We start from the raw sequence: 21,559 nt of genomic DNA, 5'->3' as shown, positions 1-21,559 counted from the left end.
CTCAATGACCAAATGAATAATTCAATGACAGATAATACCGATACCATAGTTGCCCTTGCCACGCCGAATGGGGTGGGTGCCATAGCAGTGATCCGCCTTTCGGGCTCTGATGCCATAAGCATTGCCAATAGCGTGTTTAAGGGTAAAGACTTGAGCAAACAGACATCACATACTATCCATTTTGGTAGTATTACAGATGGCGACCTGATTTTGGACGAGGTGCTGGTATCATTGTTTGTTGGTCCGCGGTCATACACCCGCGAAAACGTGGTGGAGATATCCTGCCATGCTTCGGGATATATTGTTGAAAGTATTATTAAGCTGTTCATCAAAAAAGGTGCAAGATCGGCCAAGCCCGGCGAATTTACCCTAAGGGCATTCCTAAATGGTCAGCTTGATTTGAGCCAGGCCGAAGCGGTAGCCGATTTGATAGCTTCAAACTCTAAAGCTTCGCAGCAAGTAGCCTTGCAGCAACTCCGCGGAGGTTTTAGTACCCAACTGCAGGCCCTGCGTGAGCAATTGGTAAACTTTGCGTCGCTAATAGAACTAGAGCTTGATTTTGCCGAAGAAGATGTAGAGTTTGCCAACCGCGATCAGTTGAAAAATCTGATCCATGAAATTACCAAGATCGTAGGCCGGCTTATCAATTCATTCGAATTGGGGAATGCTATTAAAAACGGTGTAAATACAGTAATAGCCGGCAGACCGAATGCCGGTAAATCAACGCTGTTGAACGCGCTCCTTAATGAAGAGCGTGCCATAGTAAGTCATATTCCCGGAACTACAAGGGATACTATTGAGGAAGTACTGAACATTCAGGGCATTAATTTCAGGCTGATAGACACTGCCGGAATCCGCGAAGCCACAGATGCCATTGAACAGATAGGCGTACAGCGCACTATGGAGAAGATCAGCCAGTCGGCCCTGTTGATTTATGTGTTTGACGCCGCGGAGATCACCATAGAAGAACTGAACAAGGATATAGAAAGCTTGCAAAATCCAGGGATTACTATGCTGGTAGTAGCCAATAAAGCCGATTTGCTTAACCCCGAGCAATTATCAGCTTTGCCACACACCGATAGGGCGATCATCATCTCGGCCAAAGAAAAGCGGCATATCGATGAGCTTAAACACAAGATTTATTCGTCGGCAGTGAAAGATCAATTAAGTGGTGATGAAACATTGGTAACCAACATCCGTCACCTTGAAGCGTTGCAAAAAACTGAGGAAGCCCTGGTACGTGTGTTAGGTGGGATTGATGGTAGTATTACTTCTGATTTTCTGTCGATGGATATTAAGCAAGCGCTTCATTATCTGGGCGAGATTACAGGGGTTGTTACGACTGATGATTTATTGGAGAATATATTTAGTAAGTTTTGTATCGGAAAGTAACTAACAAGTCATTTGTTGTTAAAAGCAACCTTCATTTTTCCCTTTTACTCATCCAAAATCGTCTGCACAGCGATGGTATAATTTGGCAAAGAAGAAAGGTGAATGTTGGAAGTAGGAAGCAACGACCTATAATCTATCCGTTTAAATTCTCTACTCCGTTCGGGGCGTGGAGGATTTAACTACCCCAAAAACAATTATACCGTACTTTCTTATCAATGGTAGCTATTATTTGTTCTTGATTTCTGATATTTGTGTTGTAATGTCCTTGTAGACAACTTCTTGTGCAAAGTAATTTAATGTGTTTAAGAGTTATGACGATTGAATTTTTCCGTCTCAATATTTGACATATAATTGTTGCCTGGCTTTTTGTATTTTTACTACAAACCTGCAATATTATGGCCACTACGCTACAGCGCCTGGTGCCTGGTGCTACAAAGAATCCGTTAAATATGAACAACCATGTTGTTTTTTATTTATCGAATTTCTTTCACTTAATGTGCCTATATCCGGATATCCAGTTTCTGGAATTGCCCCCACCTGAGGTCAAAGCATCACAGGATCGTACGATATATGACTATTTTATTTCCTACCGGCATAAAATATCTGCAGTTTATGCACATGCACTTTGGGGCGAATTGGTTCAGCTGGGGTACCGGGTTTACTTTGCAGGAGAAGTGCCGGAATTATCTTCCATGGATGACGAGCAACTAAAAATTTCGCTTCAACAAGAATTGCATCAGTCGAGTGTTTTAATAATAATGGGTAGCGATGAAGCTCTTGAAGGAGATTGGGTTAAGTGGGAGATGAATACATTTTCTACTGGACATTGGGGCCGAAAGATTCCTTTGATCACGAACGATCTCCCGGCATTTAATGTGTCTCTCAGAAATATACACCGTAAAGATCCTTCAGCGTTGTTTTTGTATGAAGAAGATCATGGGGCCTGGGAAGAAAATAAGCCTTCCGCTACAACAATATTATGCTTAATTCTGGCACGTGAATTTTTTCGTGTAGAACTTCAGTTTTGGGACAGTTGCGCTAAAATTCCAGCTGAAAAACGGGAACAGGCTTTTTTTGATGCTATTTATTTTGATAAGGTATGCAATACAGTCATGCGGTTTTTCTTTGAAAAAGATCGTAATAGTGCTATATCAAGATTAAAAGCGGGTTATCTTAAAGATTTACGTAACTACAAGGAACCCTGGTGGAAAAGTATCATCGGGAATATATTTATGTATGTTGTTCTTTTTCCATTAATGTTTATTTATATGCTTATAAGTGGGCTTTATGCAAAAGTGAAAAGAATTTTCCGCAAGCAACCAGATGTGGATTCTGTCGATCCCGGCTCTATATTTATTATTAACCCTGTAACAGGGGCTTCAAAAGAAGTTCCTGTTAAGGATTTTTTTTCATCAAAATCTGCATCCGAAAATACTAATTCTGGTTTATCGTATGACGAACAAAGTCAGTTGGAAAAATATAAAAAAGAGGTGGCAAGGGAAGAGGCTAAGTCAGATACAATGAATGAAGAATTGCCCAGACTATATACTTCACTGGCAAATCTTTTTCATAAATCGGGTGATTACACCCAGGCAGCAGAATATTACAAGAAAGCGTTGTTAAAAAATAATATCATTGCCAATTTTTACGAAGAAAGTGGTGATTTTTTAGAAGCAATAATCTATTATAAAAATGCATTGGATATTAAAGAGAAAGGATTAATGGCAGATGATCCCTTATTGGGAGCTGCCTATGATACCTTGGCAAATAAATATACTGCCGCTGGAATGCCATCGGAGGCATTGATTTATCATTTTAAAGGGTTAAAGATTAGCCAGATGGTTTTAGCCCCCACTGATCCGGATTTAGGCAAGGCATACTATAATACAGCTATCACATATTCATACTTAGGCGATCTCAAAAATTGTTATGAATTTATGCAAAGAGCAATAAATATTTGGGAGAAAGTCTTGCCAGCTAACAACGAAGATTTGATACGCTCGCAACAATATTTTTTAGAATTAAAGGCAGCATTAAATAAGCTTACCTAAATAATTTATCATTCTGATTTATCTTCTGTTTTACAGTGTGAGCATATGAAATTTGTTTTATCATAATAGACGCTCCTTGCTTAATTGTCAAACCTTCCCGATCGGGATTATTCAACCACGTGCTTACTATTTGGAGGTTCGGCTGTTTTTTACCACGTAGTTCTTAACAGGAACATCATTAACGGGTTTGACTTAATTAAAAAACGGTTGCCCTCAACTACTCTAATCCAGCTTAATAATTACGGATTTCCTATTCGATACTTTCAGCAATCTATTATTCAGCCGGACACCTACCGTAAGTAGTAATCCCTTGTTCCTCCGCCAATCTTCCCTTTCCCAATAAATCTTCACCAAAAAAAATAAAAATGTTTGGACGTATCATTTTTGTTACTACCTTTATTAAAGAATAGACCAGAACAGAATAACCAATTATTCAAATTAAAAACCATTATGAAAAAAAAAGTACCACCTAAAAAACTGGGCATGTATTTGCTGTGCTGTATCATGCTGCTTTGTTATCAGCACGGTTTTGCCCAACAAAAAAGAAGTATCACCGGCCATGTTACCGACGAACATGGTCAGGCCCTGCCGGGAGTGAGCATTTTACTGGAGGGCACAGGCCTGGGCACCAGTACCGACCAAAACGGCTTTTATAAGATCAACGTTCCCGACGCCAATGCAAAGCTTTCGTTTTCATTTGTTGGCTACACTAAAAAGATAGTTACCGTTACTAAAGACTGGAATGGCGACGTAGCCCTGGCACCTGATAAAAATGCTGGTAGTCTTGGCGAGGTTGTAGTTATAGGTTACGGAAGCAGGAAAAAAGCAAACCTTACCGGCGCGGTTAGTACCATTAAAGGTACCGAACTGGAAAAATCGCCGGTTGCTAACGTGTCCAATACCTTGGCGGGCGCGGTACCCGGCCTCATCGTTAACACCCGCAGTGGTGAACCAGGTGCGGATGATGCCAGTATTCTGGTACGTGGTAAAGGAACATTAGGTAACACCAGTCCGTTGGTGGTAATTGATGGTATTCCCGACCGTGGCTTTAACCGTTTAGATCCTGCCGACATAGAATCTTTTACGGTATTGAAAGACGCCTCGGGTGCCATTTATGGTGCAAGGGCCGCAAACGGTGTAATCCTGATCACCACCAAGAGGGGTACTGCGGGTAAAGCGTCTTTATCGTTTACCTCTAATTTTTCTATAACCCAGCCTACCCGGGTGCCTAAAATGTTAAGTTCATGGCAGTACGCACAGGCGGCCAATGAATATGACGATCTGGTTGGCCAGCAGCATGAATATACTGCCGATGACATTCAGAAATATAAGGATGGCTCTGATCCGCTTGGCCATCCGAATACCAATTGGTGGGATGCTGTAATGCGTAAATGGGCAACACAAACCAATAATACCCTTACGTTAAGAGGCGGTTCGGACAAAGTGAAATATTATATTTCGGGCCAGCACCTTTACCAAAACAGTATTTATAACAGCGGTGCCGATTATTATAAAAACGACAACGCCCGCGCCAACATCGACATTGCCGCTACCGACAACTTTAAAATTGGTGTAGATGTGATGTACCGGAGCGAATTTAAAAATGGCGAAGCGCCAGGGTATGACGCCAATGGCATTTTTCAGCAGTTGTGGAATGCCTATCCTTACCTTACACCTGTTTATCCAAATGGTAAAGTTGGCGTTGGTATCGGTGGCGGTCCGGCTACCAGTATGGTTTACATCCTGAACCAGGATTTAGGTTATACCCATAATACCTACGACTTTTTGCAAACCAAAACATCATTTAGCTGGGCTTTGCCTAAAGTTACCCCGGGCTTGCATTTGGATGGCTATTTTGCTTATGATGTTAACAGCAGGGCGTACAAAGGCTTTAATGCTATGCCACCGCCGGCTTACAGCTACAACAAAATCACCACTAACTATGATGAGTATATCTCTACTGTGCCACCAAATCTTTCTATAAGTAACTATCAAACCAAAAGCCGGTTAACCAACATCAAACTTGGTTATGAGCGTAAATTTGGTAAACATGGGATTGAGGCTTTTGTGGCTTACGAGCAGCAGCAACAAACTTATACCGAGTTGGATGCTTACCGCACCGGTTTCCTGAGTAATAACGTGCAGGAACTATTTGCAGGCAGTACAGAAGGACAAACCAATAACTCGGCAACTACCCAGTTTGCCCGCCAAAACTTCATCAGCAGGCTCTCTTACAATTATGACGACAGGTACCTGCTTGATTATAATATGCGTTATGATGGCTCGCCAAACTTCCCAGCCGGTAAACGTTTCGGTTTCTTCCCATCAGTTTCGGCTGCTTGGCGTATCTCTCAGGAACCATTTTTTCATTCGTCAGTTATCGATGACCTGAAGCTGAGAGGGTCATGGGGTAAAACAGGTAACGATGCTGTGGCCGCGTTTCAGTATCTCCAAACTTACGGATTACAGGCCGGCCAGATTTCACAATATCTTGGTGCCGGTTACTACTACGGGCCAAATGCTGCACAGGCCCCAGGCTTTATTTTAGGCCCAACACCTAATGCCAACATAACCTGGGAGGTTGCCACTACTACCAACATCGGTTTTGACGCGCAGTTGTTTCATGCTTTTTCGGTAAGTGTCGACGCGTTTCGTTCATCGCGCAGAAATATCCTGGTTCCGCCAAGTGCGTCGGTACCTGATTACACCGGTTTGACTTTGCCGGATGTGAACCTGGGTAAAGTTGATAACAAAGGTATCGAGCTTGATTTGGGCTACAGCAAGAAACTCGGTAACGATTTTTCTTTCAACATCAACGGAAACCTTACCTACGCAGTTAACAAAGTGGTTTATGGTGCCGAGCCGGCCAATGTGCCCGATTACCAGCGCGTTACCGGTCATTCGATTGATTCATGGCTTTTATACCAGGCCGATGGTATTTTTCAGAATACTGCCGAGCTTAACGCTTATCCGCATCCGGTAGGTACAGGCGTGGGCGATATCAGGTATAAAGACGTAAATCACGATGGTGTTATCAATGACCTTGATAAAGTAAGGAACACCTTATCAAACACGCCGCAGATCCTTTACGGTTTGACGCTTGGGGGCCGGTACAAAAACTTTGATTTTACCGTGTTTTTCCAGGGACAGGCAAGGGCACAAGCTATCCTGAAACCTAATGGCTTAAATATGGCCGAAGAGTTTTTTGACGGCCGCTGGCTAAAAGAGGGCGATAGCACTTACCCTCGCACGTTCAACGGCCCAACCAGTCGTACGTTCGGTTCCAATGCTTATCCCTCAACTTTCTGGCTGCGTAATGATTCTTTTCTTCGCCTCAAAAATGTTGAACTGGGTTACAGTTTTTCAAAAGAGCTGCTGAGCAAGATCAAGGTAAAAGGTGCAAGGGTATTTGTAAGTGGGAACAACCTGTTTTCGTTTGATAAGTTCGGGCCTTCATTTGATCCTGAGAGCGCTACAGGTACTGTTAACGATGGCAGGATCTACCCGCAACAAAGGATCATCAATTTGGGCGTAAACGTTACATTTTAATGAATTGAGTGATGAAAAAGATATATATAACTTTTAGTTTACTACTGCTGCTGATTATGGGTTTTTCCTGTAAAAAGGTAATCGATCTGCAGCCTACCAGCTCCTTCACAACCAACAACGTTTGGAAGGACCCCTCGCTGATACAGGTGTTTGTTAACCAGATCTATAAAGAATCGGTATTTGCCTTTAAAGACGGCGGCTTTGGCTGGGGATCACAAACAGACGAATTGTACAGTAATTTTAACTGGTGTAATGAAAATACCTATATCATGGGCCAGGCTACGCCTGATAACCAGTCAAGTTCGTTCCCTTTAAATTACAGCTCAACCCTTAACTACTGGACAACGCTGTACAGCACCATTCAGAAAACAAACCTGTTTTTTCAAAATGTAGGCATGGCCGATAGCGTTGGGCATGGTGCACAGCTGAACAATATGAAAGGAGAGGTGCACTTTCTGAGAGCGCTCTGTTATTTTGAGTTGTTGAAGCGTTTTGGCGGCGTTCCGCTGATTACCAAAGTATATACCGCTAACGATAATACTTTTACGGAATCGAGAGCTACTTATGATCAGACACGCGATTTTATTCTGACCGAGATAGCTGCCGCCGCGGCAATATTGCCTAAAACATATACCAACAGCAGCGATTATGGTAAAGCTACGCTTGGCGCTGCGCTTGCCCTTAAATCCCGTTTGTTGTTGTATGCTGCCAGTCCAACTTTTAACACCGGTAATGACGTAAGCCGCTGGCAGGCTGCTGCGGACGCGGCAAAGGCGGTGATTGACCTGAACGTTTATTCTTTACACGGAAACGCGACAACCTATAACACCATATTTACCGATTTCTTTAATAGCGAAGTGATCTTTTCGCGGGTATTCAACGCCCAGGTACAGGAAGACCGCTACAACACCCTTTACCGCGACCTGAGCCCCAACGGTTACAACGGCTACAGCGCGTACAACGTACTGGAGCAAATGGTTGAGGATTTTGACATGGCCGATGGTAGCCACTTTAGCTGGACTGCAAACGGCACTAACCCTTATCAAAACAGGGAGCCCCGTTTTTATGCGGATATCCTGTATAATGCAGCGCCTTTTCAGAAGCGCAGTGCGCAGTTTTATGAGGGCGGCCTTGATTCAAAAACAAGCTCATTATCTCCATGGAACGCTTCAAAAACAGGTTATACAATCAGGAAGATGGTTGATGAAAGCTATGATTTTAATGTGCAGCCTTATAGCGCCTGCCAGTGGGTGGCTTTCCGTTTGGGCGAGATCTATCTGAATTATGCCGAGGCTGAAGCCGCACTTGGCAACAGCAGCGAGGCTTTGAATTATCTGAACAAAATCAGGGTGAGGGCCGGCATGCCAATCGTTAATGCTACTGGCGCGGCACTAACAGACGCCATCCGTCACGAACGCCGGATTGAGCTATGTTTTGAAGGGCACCGTTTCTTTGATATCAGGAGGTGGGGCATGGCCGAAATAGGCTCGAAAGACGCGCTGGGTATTACCATTACGCCAACATCACCGGCAAATACATCGTTCACTTATAAAGTAACCACGATACAAAAACGTACCTGGGTGCCAAGTTTTTATTATTACCCGATCCCTCGTAAAGAGATTCAGATCAATCCTAATATTAAACAAAACCCTAACTACAATTAAAATAAACAATGCAAAAAAAGGCAGCAGCGTAGCTGCCTTTTTTTCTTACTTTGCCTAAAACTACGTACTTAATGGATAAAATATTTGATGAGATAAGAAAGCTGGCGGATGTTCCTTCTTATTCCAAGCACGACAGGTTTGTTCAGGGAATTATCAATGCTATCGACGAAAAATTCATCGGTCAGGATGAGGTGTTGCCGTCGGTAAACAGGTTGATCAAGGAACTGGGCTTCTCGCGCGAAACCATCATGAAGGGTTATAAAGACCTCATCAGTAGGGGTATAGTGGAAAGTAAAAACAGGTTGGGCTACTTTGTGGGCAACGGAAATACCGGGCAAACCTTAAATGTAGCCTTGTTGATGTATAACCTGGATACTTTTGAGGAGCAGTTTTACCGCAACTTCAGGCATGAGCTCGGGGAAACCGTACAGCTTACCACCTATTTTCATCACGGTAATATCGAGATATTTGAAACCATACTTTTGCAGATAAGAGGGAAGTACGAAATGTATGTAGTAGCGCCTATTCCGCATCCTAAAACCAAAGAGTTGCTGGAGATTATCCCTCGCAATAAATTCCTGATGTTTGACAGGTTTGAGCCGTTAGAAGGGGAATTTAACCACATTACCCAGGAGTTTGGCCACAGTTCTTATGATGTGTTTTCGAAGCTTGCTCCGCGGATAAAGCAGTTTGATGAGTTTATATTTTACCATTCTAAAAACTCGCTCGACCCTAAAGAGATCGTACAGTCGTTTAAAAAATTCCTGAAAGATTTTGATGTGAAAGGTAAGATTCTGGAAGAATACGTGCCCGGATCTATCCAAAAAGGAAAGGTGTATTTTACGCTCGACAACTTTGCCCTCTGGCAAATTATGCGCGACTGTAAAACGCAGATGCTTGAACCGGGTAAGGATCTCGGTGTGTTATCGCACAATGATGAGCCTGCCAAGGAAATTATTGGTATAACCACTTTCTCTGCCGATTTCTCGAGCATGGGGCAAAGGGCCGGACAAGCTGTTTTATCAAAAGAGAAATTACAGCTAACCGTTCCGATGTTATTGTTTGACAGGAATACGCTATAAATACCCGATATGAATGCCATGATGATTGTCGGTTTTTTGTTTTTTGCCGGGATAGTAGTTTTTATATCATGGTACCGAAGAGGCAGTGCGCGGGTTAATACCCTTAATAACCTGTTTTTTGCCAACAGGAGCCTTGGCTTTGTGCTGGTGGGCAGCGGTTTGTTGTTTACCAATATCAACGCCGCATCCATCATTGGCGAAAACGAGCTCACCTATACCAATAACATGACGGTTATGGCCTGGGGAGTAAGTTCGGTGGTGGCTATGCTGCTGGTATCTGAATTTATGATGCCGCTGTACCTCAAAATGGGCATAGCAACAACCCCCGATTTTTTGACCGCAAGATATGGGGCTGACGTGGGCAGGCTGGTGTCGGTAATATTCCTGATCAGTTATATATTCAACCTGTTACCATCTGTACTTTACGCGGGCGCAGTGGCATTTAACGGTTTATTCCATTTTTCTGATGTGTGGGGAATATCATATACTACCGTGATTGTGGTATTGGTGTGGATCATGGGGACTATCGGCTGCATTGTATCCATCATTGGGGGATTAAAGGCAATTACAAAGCTTGATATATTATTAGGCGTGGGTTTTTTCTGCGGAGGGGTTCTGCTGCCATTCTTCGGCCTCAGGTATATTGGGCATGGAAACATCGGGAACGGCTTGCAGCAAGTGCTTACCAAAAATACCTGGCACTTGAACAGCATAGGTTCTGTACATGACGCTATACCTTTTAGCGCTCTGTTTACGGGAATGCTGCTGGTTAACCTTTATTACTGGGGCACTGAGCAATATATTATTCAGCAGGTACTCTCGTCAAAAGATCTGGAAACCTCGCAAAAAGGCATCGCTCTTGCCGGTTTAGGAAAGCTGGTATCGCCACTGCTGCTCAATATCCCGGGGATTATTGCTGTACATGTTTTTGCTAATATGCACAATACGGCCGAGGCTTTCCCGAGATTGGTTAGCCAGGTATCGCCGCCATTTATCGCGGGCTTTATTTCGGCAATTGTTTTTGTGGCATCGCTTACAACGTTTAATGCCGGGCTCAATAGTTCAAGCACCCTTTTTATGCTGAACATTTACAAGCCATGGCTTCAAAAACGTTCTGAAGTGGTAACAGAAAAGAAGCTGGTGCGCACAGCCAAACAGTTTGAGATTTTGATTTGCCTGCTGGCCATGTTCATAGCCCCGCTTATCATGTTTGTTAAAAATGGCTTTTATACATACATACAAATTGTTAACGGCTTTTTCAACGTGCCCATTTTTACAATCATGTTCATCGGTTTTGTAACTAAAAAAGTGCCTGGCGTAGCTGCTAAAGTAGGGTTGGGCTTTTTTATTACCTGCTACGCGTGTACTCAATTGGTGGTGAATACGCATATTCATTTCCTGCATATCCTGGCCATTTTGTTTGTGATTACATGTGGTTTGATGTTGCTTATCGGTAAGTTATATCCTATGCCGGTGCCCTATACTTTAAAGCTGAATAACCTGGTAAATATCCGCCCCTGGGAAAACCGGTACTATTTTGCAGCTATCCTGCTTATCCTCATGATAGCGTTATTTGTGATGTTCTCCCCATTAATTCTGGCAAAGTAAATCTTGGTTTAAAATATATTTTATAATTTATAGAATAGAACAGAATAGAATTTATACTTTATTGTATATTTGTCATAACCTTAATACATTATAAACATTAAATAATTTACGATATGGCCTTAATGAAATATAAAGCAAGCCTGCTTTTATTGCTTTTGGTATGTTTTAACGCCGTCGCTCAACCGGCCTTTACATCGTCGGATAAGGCTGTTGAAAAGGCCTTTAATTGGGCAAAAGAGCAAGCCCTGCATTACAGAGGTGGTGCTACAGACCCTGTTGGCCCCTGGTATGAATCTGCGCTTCCTCCAAGGTCTGCATTTTGTATGCGGGATGTGTCGCATCAGTGCATTGGTGCCGAAGTATTGGGTTTAAGCCCTGAGAACATCAACATGTTCAACTTATTTGCGGGTAATATTTCGCAGTCAAAAGATTGGTGCTCATATTGGGAGATTAATAAATGGAATAAGCCTGCTCCCGATGATTACCGCAACGATAAGGAGTTTTGGTATAACCTGCCCGCGAATTTTGATGTATTAAATGCAAGCTGGCGAATGTATCTGTGGACCGGCAACCGTCACTATATTGATGCCCCCGCGTTTGTTAATTTTCAGCAGAGATCGGTGAACGAGTACATCAATAGTTGGGTATTAGCCGCCGATTCTTTATTGAAAAGGCCCGCGCATCCTAACGCGCCCGTTCCGTATAATGAAAGTGATTCTTTTCACCGTTGCCGGGGCTTACCTTCTTATTCGGAAGGCGTACAAAACCTTAAAACCGGTGTAGACTTGGTTGCGGCGCTTTATCGTGGGATGATTACTTACTCGGATATCCTTACCCTTAAAGGAAAAACTAAGGAAGCCGCGGTTTACGCCAAAAAAGCGCAAAAATATCTCGATCGCCTTGAGGCCGATTGGTGGAGTGATAAGGATAACCAATACTATACTTATTACAGCAATACCGGGCAATTTGGAAAAGATGAAGGAGAAACGTTTTTGCTTTGGTTTGATGCCTTGAAGGATAACGTAAGGGCAGGCAAAACCCTGGATAGGGTTACCGCGGCCAGGATCAATGTCGAAAATATGTCGTACTATCCCTTCCTGTTTTACAAGTTTGGCCGCTGGGAAAAGGCCCGTGACTATATCCTGCTGCTTTCCGATCCGTCAACCGCTCGCCGGGAATATCCTGAAGTATCTTACGGCATAGTAGAGGGTGTAGTACAAGGCTTGATGGGTATATCGCCCGATGCCAGCACTCAAACCTTAGCCACAATTTATAAAACTGATGCTCCCGGTAATGCTGCCATTAGCAATGTGCCGCTTTTAAACACCAATATCAGTTTGGATCATTTAAGCAGGCAGCAATCGGCCATGAAAAATACAGGAGCCCACGCTTTTAAATGGAAAGCCATGTTTTATGGCAGTTTTAAACATGCCAATGTTAACGGTAAAGCTATGGCCGCTAAAGCGGAAAAGGATCTGCAAAACAAAGCAGTATCTTTTGTTGAAACCACCGTTAGCCCCAATCAAAAAGTTAACATCAAAGTATATTAATCTATCGGCAATTATGCTTTCCGCCTTATGAAGTTTCTTAAAAACTGCATCTTCTTATGTTCTATTATTTCGGCCTGTTGTACAGCTCAGGCGCAACAAGCCGGTCTTGCTAAACAAAATAACAGGTGGGCTATCCAACCTAATGGTAGCATCGCCTGGAAAACAGATAACCGCCTGCCACATACCGACCACATTGAAATGTCGGGCGAAAAGGTTTCATTATGGGTTAAGTATGGAATAGATACCAGCGGATTGGCTAACCTTACCCGCACGGTGGTTTTTCCAACTTTCCGGATGCTGCCCGATGATACCCGGAGCCATATCGCTTACACCTTTCATGATAATGAACTGCCGCGTATTTACATAAATAATCAGTTGCTGCATTTAAGCAGCGAAGATGGTACCGGGGATATAAACCTGAAGGTTAAGAGTATTAATCAGCATGGCATTATGCACTTATTGGGCCAGGCAGGTAGACAAGGGACTATCAGCATCGACCGCAGCTTGTTTCCTTCTGTCGACAAACCTTTGGCTATTGAAAAGTTTACCATCACCAATAACGGCAGCGAACAGATAATCGTTTCGATGGAAAAATCAAGCCGGATGGTTACTACGGATTCCGCCAACAGTAAATCGGCACCGCATACGGTGATCATGAAAACGGTTAATGATGGCAGGCATGTATTGCAGCCGGGGCAATCGGTAGCTTTGTCTGTTTGTTACCTCGCTACCGATCATCCAGGGATGTTAAGCCCGGTCAATCCATTAGCCGAAGAAACCGCAAGGAAGCAACGTGTAGCGGAGATTTTAGCACCTCTGCAATTGCAAACACCCGATAGCATTTTGAATACCGAATTTGCTTTTGCCAAAATACGCGCCACAGAAAGCATTTTTAAAACAAAAGCTGGTTATATGCACGGGCCGGGTGGTTTATCATATTATGCGGCTATCTGGGCTAATGACCAGGCAGAATATGTAAGTCCGTATTTTGCTTTTTCTGGCGATAGCATAGGTGTCTTATCGGCTATGAATTGTTATCGCTTATTTGCAAGTTATATGAACCCGCAATACAAGCCAATCCCCAGTTCAATTGTAGCCGAGGGCGATACCTACTGGAATGGGGCAGGCGACCGCGGCGACCAGGCTATGATAGCTTATGGAGCTTCAAGATTTGCGCTTGCTTATGGTAAGATAGATTCGGCCCGCAAATTATGGCCGCTGATAACCTGGTGCCTGGAATACAGCCGCAGGCACATTAGCCAGGAAGATGTAGTAACTTCTGATGCCGACGAACTGGAAGGACGGTTTCCGGCGGGGAAGGCCAATTTATCAACCAATTGCCTGTATTATGATGCTTTAACATCAGCAGCGCTGCTTGGTAAACAATTGCAGATTCCGGCTAAAATTACCGATGGTTACCGGAAAGAAGCGGCGGAGCTTAAAGCCGCGATTGAAAAATACTTTGGCGCGACCATCGACGGATACCAAACCTACCGTTATTACGAAACCAATAACACCCTCCGGGCCTGGATCTGTATGCCACTGGCAATGGGTATTTTTGACAGAACAGAAGGAACTATCCAGGCGCTGTTTTCGCCGAAACTATGGACAGCCGATGGCCTGGCAACCGAAGCCGGAAAAGAAACATTCTGGGATCGTTCTACGCTGTATGCTTTGCGAGGCGTACTCCAAGCCGGTGCAACGGACAAAGCAATAGACTATCTGCATTATTACTCAACCCGCAGATTGTTGGGTGAGCATGTACCATACCCAGTTGAGGCTTATCCCGAAGGCAACCAACGGCATTTATCGGCAGAAAGCGGCCTGTATTGCCGGATCTTCACCGAGGGCTTGTTCGGCATAAGGCCTACCGGTTTTAACAGTTTTGATTGTACGCCAAGGTTACCAAGCAACTGGAACAATATGGCTTTGAATAAAATTAATGCTTTCGGAAAAGTTTTTGACCTCCGTATTTCAAAACAGACGGGTGGAAAAATTGCCGTAAAAGTTATCCAGGGGGGCAAACAACACACCTACGTTATCAAAAGCGGTGATACCGTAAAAGTGGTATTGTAGGGCATTGATGATACCCTCTTAAAGATGATTCTTCCATGGGCGATTGGGTAGCACCTACGGCGCAATTGGATTTTCGGGATGATAATCTACAAATAGGTAGCACCTAACGGCGCAAATTGGCAGGATTGCCATCCAACTGGGATAGTGATCCTGCTATGTTTTCAAATTGGCCCAATCCCCATGAGCATAATTTTTATCAGACCTTAATTCCCCGTAGGGGATACCTGTTTGTAGCAAAATAACAGATTGGATTTTTTGCGCCGTAGGTGCTACCCTTTCAAACATGCTTCTCCCGTGTATTGATTGAACAGCAACTGACGGCGCAAATTGGCGGGATGTGTCCGTCCGGCCAACTTAAAATTTTACGCAAACGTTTCTGGGAACGTTTGCGCGGTTTTAGTTGGACAATTCCTTTTTTTTATTGCCCTCAGCCTTTAATCTTGTTTAGGATTTATTAGTCCCGCATCCAATTATAAGGCGATAAATAGCTGTTTTAAAATAAAAACATGTCGGTAATAAAAACAACGGTTAGGGTAGTGGTTTTGCTTTTGGCAGGCTGTGTTACATCGCAGGCACAGGTACAGCAATACTCCTGGCAGCATTTGCCGCGGGTAAGCAAGCCTGTGTTTAAAAAAGACACCATCAGCATTTTAAAATACGGAGCTAAGCCCGATGGTATTACACTAAATACCGTTAGCATCAACAAGGCGATAGCCGCCTGCAGCTTTAAAGGCGGCGGGGTAGTGCTTGTACCGCAGGGTTTATGGCTTACCGGTCCGCTGGTGATGAAAAGTAATGTTAACCTGCATGTAAGTCGCGCGGCCTTGTTGCAATTTACCGATGATAAAACTCAATATAGGCTTGTTGAAGGCAATTATGAAGGTCACGCGGCCGTACGTAACGAGTCGCCTATTTCGGGAACCGATCTTACAAACATTGCCATAACCGGCGAAGGCATCATTGATGGACATGGCGAGGTTTGGCGGGCCATAGGCAAAGACAGGCTAACCGAAGCCGAATGGAATAAACTGGTGGCCTCGGGAGGCGTGGTAAGTGAAAATGGCAAGGCATGGTATCCGTCCCAAAGCTATGTTAACGGGTTAAAAACTCCCGGAGCCGGTGTGATAGGCAACGGCAAAACCATAAAGGATAACGAAGCCTTTAAAGATTTTTTCAGGCCTAATATGTTGGTGCTTACCAACTGCAAAAAGGTATTGTTGCAGGGCGTTACGCTGCAGAATTCGCCTGCCTGGGATATTCACACGCTATTGTGCAAAGATCTTACGGTGCAGAACGTAAAGGTTAGAAACCTGTGGAACGCGCAGAATGGTGACGGCATTGATGTTGAATCGTGCCGGAATGTTTTGATAGAAGGCAGCACTTTTGATGCCGGCGATGATGGCATCTGCATCAAATCGGGAAGGGACGAGGAAGGCCGCAAACGCGGTAAGCCTACCGAAAATGTAATTGTAAGGGATAATGTGGTTTACCGCTCGCACGGAGGTTTTGTGATAGGCAGCGAAATGTCTGGCGGGGCACGGAATATTTTTGTATCCAACTGCACCTTTATAGGTTCGGATATTGGCTTGCGTTTTAAAACCACCCGTGGCCGGGGAGGTGTGGTTGAAAATATCTTTATTAAGGATATCGCCATGAAAGATATTGTTCATGAGGCTATCCTGTTTGATATGTACTACGGCGGCAAATCGCCCGGCGAATCTGACGATGTAAATGACCAGACCGTTGTACCGGTAACCGAAGCTACTCCATCTTTCCGCAAATTTTATGTAAACAATGTGGCCTGCAATGGCGCCGAAAAAGCGCTCATGATCAGGGGACTACCCGAGATGGGAATTAAGGACATCCACATCGAAAACAGTACGTTCAAAACTACTAAGGGCGCGGATGTGATTGAAGCACAGAATATCTCCCTGAAAAATATCCATTTTGAAGGCAAGGAAACCAACCCGCTCATCAATGTTCAAAACAGCAGCAACATAAGCTTCGATCATATTACTTATAGCGATACGCAGTTGCTGTTCAGGATCAGCGGGAAGAAATCACAGCAAATAAAATTGCTGAATACAGACGCCTCGAAAGCTAAAAGCAAAGCAGCGTTTATTTCAGGAGCGGCGGAAAGCGCATTAATCAGTTCAAAATAATGAAGAGGGCGGCGCTATTGATGTGGATTGTTTTTGTACCTGCTTTGCTGCTGGCACAGGCGGTTACCTATCCAAATCACTTTACTGTAGCGCAGGATGGCAGCGGCGATTTTAAAACCATTCAGCAGGCTGTAAATGTGGTTCGCGATCTGTCGCAGCAAAGGGTTATTATCAACATAAAAGCCGGTATTTATCAGGAAAAACTGGTGATCCCTTCCTGGAAATGTAATATCGAACTGTTGGGCGAGGATCAAAATAAAACCATCATAACCAACAGCGATTTCTCCGGTAAACCGAATCCTCAGGGAAAGGACGCTTTTGGAAAAGCCGAGTTTACAACGTATACTTCCTATACGGTTCTGGTTCAGGGCAACGATTTTATAGCCCGTAATTTAACCATTGCAAACGCTGCCGGACCGGTAGGGCAGGCCGTGGCCTTGCATATTGAAGGCGATAGGTGCGCGGTGATCAATTGCAGGCTATTGGGCAACCAGGATACAGTTTACGCAGGAACCGAGAACAGCCGCCAGTTTTATAAGGACTGCTATATTGAAGGCACTACCGATTTTATTTTTGGCGAAGCCACGGTGGTTTTTCAAAACTGCGTGATCAGGAGCCTTAAAAACTCTTTTATAACTGCGCCAGCCACAACATTGCGACAGCAGTTCGGTTTTGTGTTTTTAGATTGCAGGCTGATCCCGGCTGATACATCTGTTAAAAAAGTTTTCCTGGGCCGACCATGGCGACCGTATGCCAAATCGGTTTTCATCAATACGCAGATGGATACCCACATCTCCGCCACAGGTTGGGACAACTGGCGTAACCCCGAAAATGAAAAGACCGCCATTTTTGCCGAATACAAAAGCAAGGGTACCGATGTAACTAAGCGGGCATCCTGGTCGCACCAGTTGACGGACGCTGAAGCGAAAAAATATACTTTGAACAACATACTTGCCGGGAACGACAAATGGGATGTAACGCTGATAAAATGAATTGGACGATGAAAAAAATATGGTTATTAGCTGTATTCCTGTTTACAGGTTTGGGGCTTAGCGCGCAAACGCTACCCTGGTCGCAGCGGGTGGCTAACACCGCTCTGCACATCTGGAAAGATTCATTGCCGGGGACTAACTGGTCGTACGATCAGGGAATTGTTTTGTTGGGCTTGCAAAGCGTTTGGCAGCAATCGGCACAGGGCGAGTATTTCAGTTATATCCAGAAGTCAATGGACAGGTATGTAAGTGCCGATGGAAACATCCGCACCTATAAGGCAAATGATTATACGCTTGATAACATCCTTTCGGGCCGGAGCTTGTTGCTGCTGCACCGGGTGCTAAACGCCGAAAAATATTATAAAGCAGCTTCATTGCTTCGCAAGCAGTTGGACGGGCAACCTAAAACACCCGAGGGCGGTTTCTGGCATAAAAAAAGATATCCTAACCAAATGTGGCTTGATGGTCTGTATATGGCCGAACCTTTTTATGCCGAATATGCTTCTGTTTATCATGAAGATGCGGATTTTGACCAGATAGCTGATCAGTTTATCTGGATGGAACAACACGCGCGTGATAGCAAAACAGGTTTGTTGTATCATGCCTGGGACGAAAGTAAAAAAGAACGTTGGGCCAACCCGCAAACCGGTTTATCGGCAAGTTTATGGGCCCGCGCTGATGGCTGGTATGCTATGGCGTTGGTGGATGCGTTGTCGTATTTTCCTGCGAACAATCCTAAACGGGTGGCGTTGATATCTATTTTAAACCGCCTTGCTGTGGCTATACAAGGTAGTCAGGATAAAGCTTCGGACTTATGGTATCAGGTGCTTGATCAGGGCGGTAAAAAAGGTAATTACCTGGAAGCATCCGCATCATGCATGTTTGTTTATACACTGGCAAAAGGTGTAAGGGAAGGATATCTGCCTCAAAAATATTTACCGGTTGCCCGAAAAGCTTATGGTGGTATTATCAAAAACTTTATCGAAACTGATGTCTCCGGGCAGGTAAATCTTAAAGGCACGGCAGGTGCGGTGGGCCTTGGCGGCGAACCATATCGCGATGGTAGCTATGAGTATTACACTGGCGTAAAAACTGTCACTAATGAAACTAAGGGTGTTGGCGCTTTTATGCTGGCCAGCGTGGAGATGGAACGCCTTGCCAACCTGAACCAGGGAAAAGGTAGAACGGTGCTGTTGGATAGCTATTTCAACAACGAGCACCGCACAGATGTTACCGGTAAAAGTATCCCATATCACTACAAATGGGATGAGTTGAGCCCTAACGGTTTTTCGTTCCTGGCGCAGATCTTTAATAATTACGGTCTGCATACCCAGACTTTAAACGATGCCCCGGATGATGCCAACCTGAAAAAAGCTTCAGTTTACATTATTGTTGATCCTGATATCCCGAAGGAAAACCCGGATGCTAAATACATTGAAGAACCGCATAGCAAAGCCATAGGCAATTGGGTGAAAAACGGCGGTGTACTGGTGGTATTAAATAATGATACCGGCAATGCCGAGTTTACACACCTGAACAAATTGATGGCGAAGTTTGGCATCAGCTTTAACCAAAATAGTGTTAACAAAGTGGTTGGGCGCAACTTTGAGCAGGGGGCAATAAATATTCCCGCGGGCAACACCATCTTTAAAACCGCACGTAAAGTTTACATCAAAGAGCTAAGTACACTACAGCTAAGCAACCCGGCAGTTCCGCAGCTAACCAATGGCAAGGATATTATCGTAGCCACTGCCAAATATGGTAAAGGCACCGTGTTTGTCGTTGGTGACCCCTGGTTTTACAACGAATATGTAGACGGCCGGAAACTGCCTCCCGAATATGACAATTTTAAAGCAGCTAACGATTTGGTAAGCTGGCTGGCTAAACAAATACCCCAAACAAAAAAATAGTAACCCCTTATAATCTATAAGCAAATGATATTATCACGATATAACCTGAACAAAACAACTGTCCCGGCAACCGAGCTACCGCCTGCTAATGTATTCGAACTGCCCGAAAAGGTGCTGCAATTTGGCACCGGGGTATTGTTGCGTGGCCTGCCCGATTACTTTATTGATAAAGCTAACCGCGCCGGTATTTTTAACGGTAGGGTAGCTGTTGTTAAATCAACCGACAAAGGTTCGACCACAGATTTTGATATGCAGGATGGTTTGTATACCATTTACTCAAAGGGTATCGAAGATGGTAAAGAAGTTAACGAGCAGGTTATCTGTTCGGCGATAAGCCGTGTGCTGTCTGCCTCAAACGAGTGGGAAGAGATCCTGGAGATAGCGCGCAGTAAAAGTTTACAGGTGGTGATTTCCAATACCACCGAGGTTGGCATTCAACTGGTGAAGGAGGATGTTCGTAAACACCCGCCTGTATCATTCCCCGGTAAATTGCTGGCCATTTTGTATGAGCGTTACAGGGCATTTGATGGCCGATCGGATACCGGCCTGGTGATCATTCCAACCGAGCTGATCATCGACAACGGTAAAAAACTGGAAGCCATAGTACTGGAACTTGCGCACTTAAATAAACTGGAGCCCGCGTTTATGGACTGGCTGGAGAGTAGCAATAGTTTTTGCAATTCGCTGGTAGACAGGATCGTTCCCGGCAGGCCTGATCAGCAGCTTAGTGAAGCCATGGAAACAGAACGTGGTTATACCGATAACCTGAGCATCATGTCTGAAACTTACAGCCTTTGGGCTATCCAGGGCGATGAAAAGATAGCAGAAGTGTTATCTTTTGCGCAGGCAGATAAAGGTGTTGTGATCACGCCAGATATTGAATTGTTCAGAGAGTTGAAACTACGGTTACTTAACGGTACGCATACGCTAAGTTGCGCTGTAGCCTACCTTTCTGGCTTCAATACCGTTAAGGAAGCTATGGACGATGTACATTTCACCAAGTTTATTACCCAACTGATGTTTACCGAAATCATGCCATCCATCCCTTACCAAATTGATGAGGATGCAGCCCGCGACTTTGGTAATAAAGTGCTTGACAGGTTCCGTAACCCTAACATCAGGCATGAGTGGTTAAGTATTTCGGTACAATACGCTACTAAAATTAAAATGCGTGTTATTCCGTTATTATTGAACTACTATAAACAAAATAATAAAGCACCGCAAATGATGGCTCTTGGTTTCGCGGCTTTTATCCGTTTTATGCAAATCACGGAAACCGCCGAAGGCAAATACATGGGTGTGGCTCATGCTGATAACTATACGGTAACTGACGATCAGGCGCCTACTTTAAGCAAAGCCTGGAGCGGAGCCGATGCTGAAACCGCGATAGCTGCTATCCTGAAGAACAAAAACCTTTGGGATACAGACCTGACAACTTTACCCGGCTTTGCCGAAGCAGTAACACGTCAGTTTAAGCTAATCAATGAAGAGGGAGAATTAGCCATACGCGCTATTTAAAACAG

The 21,559-nt window shown here is 44.2% G+C and carries 12 protein-coding genes; all 12 read left to right on the top strand.

The window, feature by feature from the left end; all coding sequences use genetic code 11:
• Positions 1 to 12: 12 nt before the first annotated feature.
• The 12 genes from mnmE to DUL71_RS14890 all read left to right on the top strand — a co-directional run bounded on the left by mnmE (position 13) and on the right by DUL71_RS14890 (position 21,554).
• A complete protein-coding gene (gene mnmE / locus DUL71_RS14945) occupies positions 13 to 1,392 on the top strand; it encodes a tRNA uridine-5-carboxymethylaminomethyl(34) synthesis GTPase MnmE (protein WP_244228767.1) in 1,380 nt (459 codons plus the stop codon).
• A gap of 395 nt (positions 1,393 to 1,787) precedes the next feature.
• A complete protein-coding gene (locus DUL71_RS14940) occupies positions 1,788 to 3,443 on the top strand; it encodes a tetratricopeptide repeat protein (protein ID WP_114938865.1) in 1,656 nt (551 codons plus the stop codon).
• 450 nt (positions 3,444 to 3,893) lie between these two features.
• Positions 3,894 to 6,992: a SusC/RagA family TonB-linked outer membrane protein gene (locus tag DUL71_RS14935; protein ID WP_114938864.1), complete on the top strand. Its 3,099-nt coding sequence runs from the start codon at positions 3,894 to 3,896 to the stop codon at positions 6,990 to 6,992.
• 11 nt (positions 6,993 to 7,003) lie between these two features.
• Positions 7,004 to 8,656 (top strand): RagB/SusD family nutrient uptake outer membrane protein, encoded by a 1,653-nt coding sequence (locus tag DUL71_RS14930; protein ID WP_114938863.1) that lies wholly within the window; start codon positions 7,004 to 7,006, stop codon positions 8,654 to 8,656.
• 71 nt (positions 8,657 to 8,727) lie between these two features.
• A complete protein-coding gene (locus DUL71_RS14925) occupies positions 8,728 to 9,738 on the top strand; it encodes a GntR family transcriptional regulator (protein ID WP_114938862.1) in 1,011 nt (336 codons plus the stop codon).
• Positions 9,739 to 9,747: 9 nt separating this feature from the next.
• Entirely contained in the window at positions 9,748 to 11,346 is a 1,599-nt protein-coding gene (locus tag DUL71_RS14920) for a solute:sodium symporter family transporter (protein WP_114938861.1), read from the top strand.
• A gap of 122 nt (positions 11,347 to 11,468) precedes the next feature.
• A complete protein-coding gene (locus DUL71_RS14915; RefSeq protein ID WP_161964444.1) occupies positions 11,469 to 12,896 on the top strand; it encodes a hypothetical protein in 1,428 nt (475 codons plus the stop codon).
• A 27-nt stretch (positions 12,897 to 12,923) separates the two neighbouring features.
• Positions 12,924 to 14,972 (top strand): hypothetical protein, encoded by a 2,049-nt coding sequence (locus tag DUL71_RS14910; RefSeq protein WP_114938859.1) that lies wholly within the window; start codon positions 12,924 to 12,926, stop codon positions 14,970 to 14,972.
• Between the two features lie 506 nt (positions 14,973 to 15,478).
• Positions 15,479 to 17,134, top strand: coding sequence for a glycoside hydrolase family 28 protein (locus tag DUL71_RS14905; RefSeq protein WP_114938858.1), 1,656 nt, complete (start codon positions 15,479 to 15,481; stop codon positions 17,132 to 17,134).
• Positions 17,134 to 18,126, top strand: a complete 993-nt coding sequence (locus tag DUL71_RS14900; protein WP_114938857.1) for a pectinesterase family protein — start codon at positions 17,134 to 17,136, stop codon at positions 18,124 to 18,126. The genes DUL71_RS14905 and DUL71_RS14900 overlap by 1 nt, the downstream gene beginning before the upstream one ends.
• Positions 18,127 to 18,134: 8 nt before the next feature.
• A complete protein-coding gene (locus DUL71_RS14895) occupies positions 18,135 to 20,036 on the top strand; it encodes a DUF4350 domain-containing protein (protein ID WP_114939199.1) in 1,902 nt (633 codons plus the stop codon).
• A 24-nt stretch (positions 20,037 to 20,060) separates the two neighbouring features.
• On the top strand, positions 20,061 to 21,554 hold the full coding sequence (locus DUL71_RS14890) for a tagaturonate reductase (RefSeq protein WP_114938856.1): 1,494 nt from the start codon (positions 20,061 to 20,063) through the stop codon (positions 21,552 to 21,554).
• Positions 21,555 to 21,559: the final 5 nt, after the last annotated feature.

Origin of the sequence: Mucilaginibacter endophyticus (assembly GCF_003351025.1) — a bacterium.
Taxonomy (GTDB): domain Bacteria; phylum Bacteroidota; class Bacteroidia; order Sphingobacteriales; family Sphingobacteriaceae; genus Mucilaginibacter; species Mucilaginibacter endophyticus.
Note: the sequence above shows the minus strand (reverse complement) of the source record. Positions and strands in the feature narration are given on the sequence as shown.

Excerpts from the sequence above, each read along its gene's own strand:
- mnmE (WP_244228767.1), top strand. The coding sequence starts at position 13 with ATGAATAATTCAATGACAGATAATACCGATACCATAGTTGCCCTTGCC.
- DUL71_RS14940 (WP_114938865.1), top strand. The coding sequence starts at position 1,788 with ATGGCCACTACGCTACAGCGCCTGGTGCCTGGTGCTACAAAGAATCCG.
- DUL71_RS14935 (WP_114938864.1), top strand. The coding sequence starts at position 3,894 with ATGAAAAAAAAAGTACCACCTAAAAAACTGGGCATGTATTTGCTGTGC.
- DUL71_RS14930 (WP_114938863.1), top strand. The coding sequence starts at position 7,004 with ATGAAAAAGATATATATAACTTTTAGTTTACTACTGCTGCTGATTATG.
- DUL71_RS14925 (WP_114938862.1), top strand. The coding sequence starts at position 8,728 with ATGGATAAAATATTTGATGAGATAAGAAAGCTGGCGGATGTTCCTTCT.
- DUL71_RS14920 (WP_114938861.1), top strand. The coding sequence starts at position 9,748 with ATGAATGCCATGATGATTGTCGGTTTTTTGTTTTTTGCCGGGATAGTA.
- DUL71_RS14915 (WP_161964444.1), top strand. The coding sequence starts at position 11,469 with ATGAAATATAAAGCAAGCCTGCTTTTATTGCTTTTGGTATGTTTTAAC.
- DUL71_RS14910 (WP_114938859.1), top strand. The coding sequence starts at position 12,924 with ATGAAGTTTCTTAAAAACTGCATCTTCTTATGTTCTATTATTTCGGCC.
- DUL71_RS14905 (WP_114938858.1), top strand. The coding sequence starts at position 15,479 with ATGTCGGTAATAAAAACAACGGTTAGGGTAGTGGTTTTGCTTTTGGCA.
- DUL71_RS14900 (WP_114938857.1), top strand. The coding sequence starts at position 17,134 with ATGAAGAGGGCGGCGCTATTGATGTGGATTGTTTTTGTACCTGCTTTG.
- DUL71_RS14895 (WP_114939199.1), top strand. The coding sequence starts at position 18,135 with ATGAAAAAAATATGGTTATTAGCTGTATTCCTGTTTACAGGTTTGGGG.
- DUL71_RS14890 (WP_114938856.1), top strand. The coding sequence starts at position 20,061 with ATGATATTATCACGATATAACCTGAACAAAACAACTGTCCCGGCAACC.